Source organism: Aeromonas veronii bv. veronii (assembly GCF_000820225.1).
GTDB classification, from domain to species: domain Bacteria; phylum Pseudomonadota; class Gammaproteobacteria; order Enterobacterales; family Aeromonadaceae; genus Aeromonas; species Aeromonas veronii.
In genome coordinates this window covers 203117-209881 of the sequence record NZ_CDDK01000025.1, presented here as the reverse complement: position 1 = coordinate 209881, position 6765 = coordinate 203117, and the positions used below count along the sequence as shown (strand labels likewise).

Sequence of the window (6765 nt, the reverse complement as noted above, 5' to 3'; positions counted from 1 at the left end):
GCGGGGTTTTTTATTGCCTGAAAATCAGCACGCTACCTGATAATTGACCCATCTTATCTCTTCTCCTCTGTTCTTATTGTTACTCGACGCTGTTTTCAGGTTCCACAAATAGCCTGATGTTCCGCTTGGTACTCTTTCTTCGCTGAACCGCTGTCGCTTTGTACGGTGGCTCTGGCGTAGTCATGACCCATGAATCCTATGCTCGCCTGTACGCTAGGCTCTCTTGCTTGCGATCTTTCCTAGGCATCTGCGTCCTGTGTTAGCTGAAGTCTTTCTTTTTGAGCCCTCTGCTTGTCCATGATTTTGTTAGTCGCCCACTGAAGTTATGCCAGAGAGTGTGTTGGCTGTGCTAACACGCAGGCGCAGTGGTTGCTGCTTTGGGTCCTTGTTGTTTGGGGCAATAAGGAAATGGGAAGGGATGCTCGCAGGAACGCAGAGGTTCGATGTTGATAGGAGGGCTTGTGGCAGCTATTTAGACCGCGGGTGAGAAGATCAAGAAAGGAGTTGAAGAAGACTAATGTGTTGAGATCTATGAGGAGTGGCAAATTGCAGGCAAACAAAAAGCCCACGCAACATGGTTGCATGGGCTTGGTATAAATGGCGGAGGAGGTGGGATTTGAACCCACGGATGGTCGCCCATCGCCGGTTTTCAAGACCGGTGCATTCAGCCGCTCTGCCACCCCTCCGCAGCAGTGCGGCGAATATTACCATGCTGATCCGGCTTGTAAATCCCCGTCCGGTTCGATTGCTGGTTAATTGCACGAAACGACATGAAAAAGTGGCAATCAGGGTGCATCAAGCGCTTTTTTGGCCAGATAACTTGACTTGAAAACAGACTCAACCACTATAGTGGCCTCTATCATATCCTCTGCAAGATAACGTTATGACTATTAAAAATGCCCTGTTTTGCGCGCTGGCTGGCGTGACCCTGCTGGCGACGCCGGTACATGCAAGTGAGCTGACCAAAAGCGATGTCGAGCAAATCGTTCGCGACTATCTGGTCAAGAATCCCGAGATCCTGGTCGAGATGTCCAATGCCCTGCGTGCCAAGCAGGAGAGCCAGCAGGCCGAGAGTGACAAGGCGCTGATCAAGGCTCACTCCAAGCAGCTTTATGCCAATCAGGATCCCGAGATGGGGAATCCGAAGGCGTCGCTGACCATTGTGGAGTTTTTCGATTACAACTGCGGTTACTGCAAACGGGCCCATCCGCTGGTCAAGCAGCTGATGGCGGAAGATAAAGATATCCGTTACATCTACAAGCAGTTCCCCATTCTGAGCGAGTCCTCCTACTTCGCAGCTCGTGCTGCGTTGGCGGTCCAGCTGGGTCAGCCTGACAAGTACCAGGCGTTCCACGAGAAGCTCTATAGCCATCAGGGCCCGCTCGCTGATGAAGCACAGGTCAAGCAGTTGGCTGTGGCGGCCGGTGTAGACTGGAGCAAGGTGGAGGCCAAGATCAAGGATGGCAGCATTGACCAGAACCTCGGTACCAACCGTGCGCTGGCTGAAGCGCTCGGTATCTCCGGTACCCCGGCCTTCATCATCGGTGATCAGATCCTGCGCGGTGCCCCCCGTGATCTGGCCAGCCTGAAGGGGTTTATCAAGGATGTGCGTGCCGGCAAGAGCATTCAATAAGCAGTTGTCATGGTCGAGGGCCCAGCGCCCCGGCCAGATACAGAAAGAGGGTCGGTATCATCACCGGCCCTCTTTTTTATTATGTCCTTTGGCACAAGTGGTCGTCGCGAAAGGACCATAACAACGTGCTCAGGACCCGGCCTGTTGGCCTCAGTAACAAGTATTAGCAGAGCCGTTCGGAGTCTATTGATAAATATTTCGCCTCGCAGAGGTGTGTCGTGAGCATTGCTTAATTCCGGTCAAGATTTTTTCTGCTGCTTGCCTTAGAATCGCCGCCCGTTGCAGGAGAAACCCCTATGTTAGTTGATATTTTACGGCTGGTTTTTATAGCCGGAGGCCTCGTATTCATCTTTATGCTGGTGCAAGCCTGCTGGCGGAAGAAGCAGAGTGGATCCTTTGAGACGACCCCCTTCTGGCCGGTGGCGTTGATCGGCGGGGTTGCCAACTTCCTCGATACCCTTGGTGTGGGCAGCTTTGCGGTAAAGACCGCCTGCTACAAGCAGTTCAAGCTGATCGATGATCGGGTGCTGCCGGGTACCCTCAATGGGCAGTGCGTGCTGCCGACCGTGACTCAGTCGCTGATCTTCGTCGGCGCAGTCGCGGTGGAGCCGCTGACGCTGATCAGCATGATGATGGCCGCCGCAGCGGGCGCTGCCTGGGGGGCTCGCCATGTGGCCTCGTTTGATCGGCAGACCATCCGGTTGGTGATGGCTATCTCCTTGCTGGTCGTTGCAGGGCTTATCTTTGCCGGTCTGCTGGGGCTTTTTCCTGTAGGCGGCGATGCGATGGGGCTCAGCGGCTACAAGTTGGCGATCGCCCTGCTTGGCAACTTCATCTTCGGGGTATTGATGAATGTCGGTATCGGCCTGTTTGCTCCCTGCATGACGCTGGTTTATCTGCTGGGGATGAATCCGCTGGCGGCGTTTCCGATCATGATGGGCTCCACCGCTGTGCTTAGCGTTTTCTCCGCAGGCACCTTTATCCGCAAAGGGGCGTTCGATGCCAAGGCGGTGCTGGCGGTAGCCATCTTCGGCCCCATCGGTGTGGTGCTGGCCGCCATGCTGGTCAAATCCATGGATATGGAGATGCTGAAGTGGCTGGTTGCCTTTATCGTCATCTATACCTCCTGGACCATGTACGCCTCCTGGCGGGCGGTGCGTCGCTCCCCTGTGCAACTGACGGTGGAGAGCGCAGGCTAGCCTGTACCAGTGCCGCTTCGGCCTTGGCCCCAAGAAAAACATAGAGGCCAAGCGCCAGCAGCAAACCCACCGCACACCCCATCACTCCGACCGCAGGCCAGAGCAGCTCGCTCTGGCCGAGCGAACCCTTGAACAGCAGTAACAGCCCCTCGATGGAGACCGCGATCAGAATGGCGGCGATAAAGCGGGTGATGGTGCGGCGAATGGCGCTGTGGCGGAAGATATCCTTATGCAGCAGTACCTCCTCTTCCAGAATGGTCTTGCCCAGATCGAACACCGCCAGTGCCAGCGTCAGGAAGATGATGGCGCTAAAGGCGCCGAGCTGGTTCTGCTGCTTGCCGCACAATAGCTGGTAGAGCTGCTCCAGCCCGTGCCAGATGAGCGTCGCGACGATGAGAAACAGCGCCATGCTGAGCACCACATAGACCGCCTTGAACCAGGGCATGGCGCGGCGGCGCTCCCTGTCTCCCATCAACCAGCCAATCAGCTGATTCAGACAGACGGTGATCTCCCGTCCTTGCCCCTGCACGATAAGGTGCAGCCGGTTATGGGCGGCCGGTGCCACAGGCTGGATGCACATCGGCCCCTGATAGTGGTCAATGCTGACCACAAAGGGATACCCCTTGAGCGAGGCAAGGGGAGCGCTGAGCAGCCCCTGCAGTAGCGGGGTCAGCTCCTCCTGATACTCCTGATAGCGCCGCAGCACATCGATGGGGCTCATCTCTGCCATATGGACCTCGGTGACGTGGGCTCTTGTGGTGAATGTGCAAATAGTGGGCCTGCTTTATGACAGGGATGGCGGGGCAAGTTGCACCAGAGGATGACAAATCGGTGGATGATGAGGGGGTAATGCACCAGAAATGGGCGTATTGCCGCCCTGTGTGGTGATGGAGTCTCTGTAATAGAAAAGGGCCCGTGACGGGCCCTTTGCGACAAGCAGTAGCGATTTAGTCAGCCAGCTTGGCGAAGCTGCGCTCGGCGGCAGCCAGGGTATGTTCGATCTCCTTGTCGCCGTGAGCCAGTGACAGGAAGCCCGCCTCGTAGGCGCTCGGCGCCAGATAGACGCCCTCTTCCAGCATCAGATGATAGAAGCGCTTGAAGCGTTCCATATCGCAGCGAGTGACCTGCTCGTAGCGGGTGATTTCGCTCTCTTCGGTGAAGAAGAAGCCGAACATGCCGCCCACATAGTTGATGGCGAGCGGAATGCCATGCTTGGCCGCGGCGGCTTTCAGCCCTTCTGCAACACGAGCTGTCTTGGCGCTCAGCTGCTCATAGAGACCCGGCTCCAGCAGCAGATCCAGCATGGTCAGACCGGCAGCCATGGCCACCGGGTTGCCGGAGAGAGTACCCGCCTGATAGACAGGGCCGGTCGGGGCTATGTGCTGCATCACCTTCTTCTTGCCGCCGAAGGCGCCAACAGGCATGCCGGCACCGATGATCTTGCCAAGGGTGGTGAGATCCGGGTCGATGTTGTAGTGACCCTGAGCACCGCGCAGGGAGACGCGGAAGCCTGTCATCACCTCGTCCAGGATCAGCAGGGCACCGAACTCGTCACAGATGGCGCGCAGCCCTTCCAGGAAGCCGGGGATCGGTGGGATGCAGTTCATGTTGCCTGCGACCGGTTCGACGATGATACAGGCGATCTCGCTGCCGTACTGAGTGAAGGCTTCACGCACCGAATCCAGATCGTTGAAGACGCAGGTCAGGGTGTGCTTGGCGAAATCGGCCGGAACGCCCGGGCTGTTGGGTTGACCCAGGGTCAGGGCGCCGGAACCTGCCTTGACCAGCAGGGAGTCGGCGTGGCCGTGGTAGCAACCCTCGAATTTGACGATCTTGTCGCGGCCGGTGTAGCCACGGGCCAGACGGATGGCGCTCATGGTGGCTTCGGTGCCGGAGTTGACCATCCGTACCTGCTCCATGGAGGGGACGATTTGGCGCACTTTCTCGGCCATCAGCACTTCGATCTCGGTCGGCGCACCGTAGCTCAGCCCCTTCTCAACGGCCTTGATGATGGCGGCTTTGATGGCCGGATGGTTGTGACCCAGCAGCATGGGGCCCCAGGAGCCGATGTAATCCACGTAGGCCTGACCATCCACATCATAGAGATAGGCGCCATCGGCGTGATCGATGAAGCGGGGCGTGCCGCCGACTCCATTGAAGGCGCGGACCGGTGAGTTGACGCCACCCGGAATGGTCTGGCGGGCCTGTTCAAACAGCTGATCTGATTTTGACATGGATCATCCTTAATGGGATTTTGGTCGTCACACAAGGGATTGCAGCCGATTGAGACTCGGCAGGCCGGAGCATCAGGAGTATGCTTTGCGCTCTCGCCACCCGGACTCTCGGTCTGCTCCCGTGACAAAAATTTAACGGGCCGACTATAGCAGAAAGCCCCAGCCCTGGGCAGCCGAGCAACGCGCCGGGTGATCCTGATCTCAGCTAGCTGACGATATGGTTTTTCCAAGTTGGTGTAACAAGATGGCGCAACAAGCTCTCTCCTCTGAAGCTGATACCTCTTCGCGGGGGCCGCTTTCCCGCATTATCCGGCAAGACAAGATGCCCTTGCTGGTTCTGTTGCTGGCGGCGCTGGTCGGTACCTTGGCCGGACTGGTGTGCGGCCTGTTCGAATCGGGAGTCCACTGGCTGGCAGAACAACGTATCGCCTTGCTGGCCGACCGTCCCTGGTGGCAGCTCGGTCTGCTCGGCTTTGGCTTCAGCGCCTTGTTGGGATTTGTGGGCTACTTCCTCACTCACACCTTTGCCCCGGAAGCGGGTGGTTCCGGCATTCCCGAGATCGAGGGGGCGATGGACGATCTGCGCCCGGTTCGGTGGTGGCGGGTGTTGCCGGTCAAGTTCTTCGGCGGCATCTGCACCCTGAGTTCCGGCATGGTGCTAGGGCGGGAGGGGCCTTCGGTACAGATCGGCGGCAACCTCGGCAAGATGGTGGCGGATATCTTCCGGTTGCCCAAGGAGCATGGCCATGCCCTGTTGGCCGCCGGTGCGGCGGGTGGTCTGGCGGCAGCCTTCAATGCGCCGCTGGCGGGCATCCTGTTCGTGATGGAGGAGATGCGGCCGCAATTCCGCTACTCCTTTCTGGCCATCAAGGCGGTGGGGATCTCCGCCATCATGGCGACCCTGATGCTGCAGAACATGAAAGGTCAGGGGGCGGTGATCACCTTGCCCCACTACGATGCGCCAGCCCTCAAGGCGCTCTGGCTGTTCCTCTTTATGGGGGCCACCTTCGGGGTGCTCGGTTTTGTCTTCAACAAGCTGGTGCTGGCCTGTCAGGATGGCTATCTGGCGCTGCACCAGAACAAGCGCCACCGTTTCGTGGCCATCGGCATGCTGGTCGCCGGAACGTTTGGTGTGCTGTCGCTGTTTGCCCCCGCGGTGACGGGGGGCGGCACCGAGCTTATTCCCCATCTGATGGGGGATGAGTATGCGATGGCGACCCTGTTCCTTATCTTCTCGGTGCGGTTGGTTGCGACCCTCATCTGCTTCTGCTCCGGTGCCCCGGGCGGGGTGTTTGCGCCAACCCTGGCATTGGGCACCCTGTTTGGCGTGGTGTTTGGCCATCTGTTTCATGCGGCGTTTCCGGAGCTTGGCATCGAGCCCGGCGCCTTTGCCATCGCAGGAATGGGGGCGCTGTTTGCTGCCACCGTGCGCGCCCCCATCACCGGTATCGTGCTGGTCACCGAGATGACCGACAACTATCAGCTGATCCTGCCGATGATGATCACCACAGTGGGAGCCACCCTTGTGGCGCAAGCGCTGGGCGGTCGTCCCATCTATTCCCAGATCCTTGAGCGAACTTTACGGCTTGCCGCGCGTCAAAAGCGGGGTGATGGCAGCGCTACGGCCAGTTAATTTTTCCCTTTATCGCCTTTGGCCCCGGTCAGGGCGGTATAGTGAAGGGAGAGGCGCTGCCGTGAA

Annotated in this window: 5 protein-coding genes and 1 tRNA gene; 3 read left to right on the top strand and 3 right to left on the bottom strand. The window is 58.4% G+C overall.

The genetic code is table 11. From position 1 onward, the window contains the following. Positions 1-598 precede the first annotated feature (598 nt). Positions 599-686 (bottom strand) — tRNA-Ser (locus BN1139_RS11295). A gap of 197 nt (positions 687-883) precedes the next feature. Between BN1139_RS11295 and BN1139_RS11290 the strand changes: the two genes are divergently transcribed. Then, positions 884-1633, top strand: coding sequence for a DsbA family protein (locus tag BN1139_RS11290; RefSeq protein ID WP_005340211.1), 750 nt, complete (start codon positions 884-886; stop codon positions 1631-1633). A gap of 296 nt (positions 1634-1929) precedes the next feature. After that, positions 1930-2832 carry a sulfite exporter TauE/SafE family protein gene (locus tag BN1139_RS11285; protein ID WP_005348766.1) on the top strand — a complete coding sequence of 301 codons (903 nt, stop codon included), beginning with the start codon at positions 1930-1932 and terminating at the stop codon, positions 2830-2832. On the opposite strand, the gene BN1139_RS11280 is transcribed toward BN1139_RS11285, so the two are convergent. Both BN1139_RS11280 and hemL read right to left on the bottom strand, forming a co-directional pair. Next, the gene (locus tag BN1139_RS11280; RefSeq protein ID WP_005348767.1) at positions 2747-3562 is read right to left on the bottom strand and encodes a hypothetical protein; all 816 of its coding nucleotides are present in this window, start codon (positions 3560-3562) and stop codon (positions 2747-2749) included. The genes BN1139_RS11285 and BN1139_RS11280 overlap by 86 nt on opposite strands. 217 nt (positions 3563-3779) lie before the next feature. Beyond that, complete coding sequence (gene hemL / locus BN1139_RS11275; protein WP_005348770.1) at positions 3780-5066, bottom strand: glutamate-1-semialdehyde 2,1-aminomutase; 1287 nt, start codon at positions 5064-5066, stop codon at positions 3780-3782. Positions 5067-5310: 244 nt separating this feature from the next. Between hemL and clcA the strand changes: the two genes are divergently transcribed. Beyond that, positions 5311-6699 (top strand): H(+)/Cl(-) exchange transporter ClcA, encoded by a 1389-nt coding sequence (gene clcA / locus BN1139_RS11270; protein WP_013724143.1) that lies wholly within the window; start codon positions 5311-5313, stop codon positions 6697-6699. Positions 6700-6765: the final 66 nt, after the last annotated feature.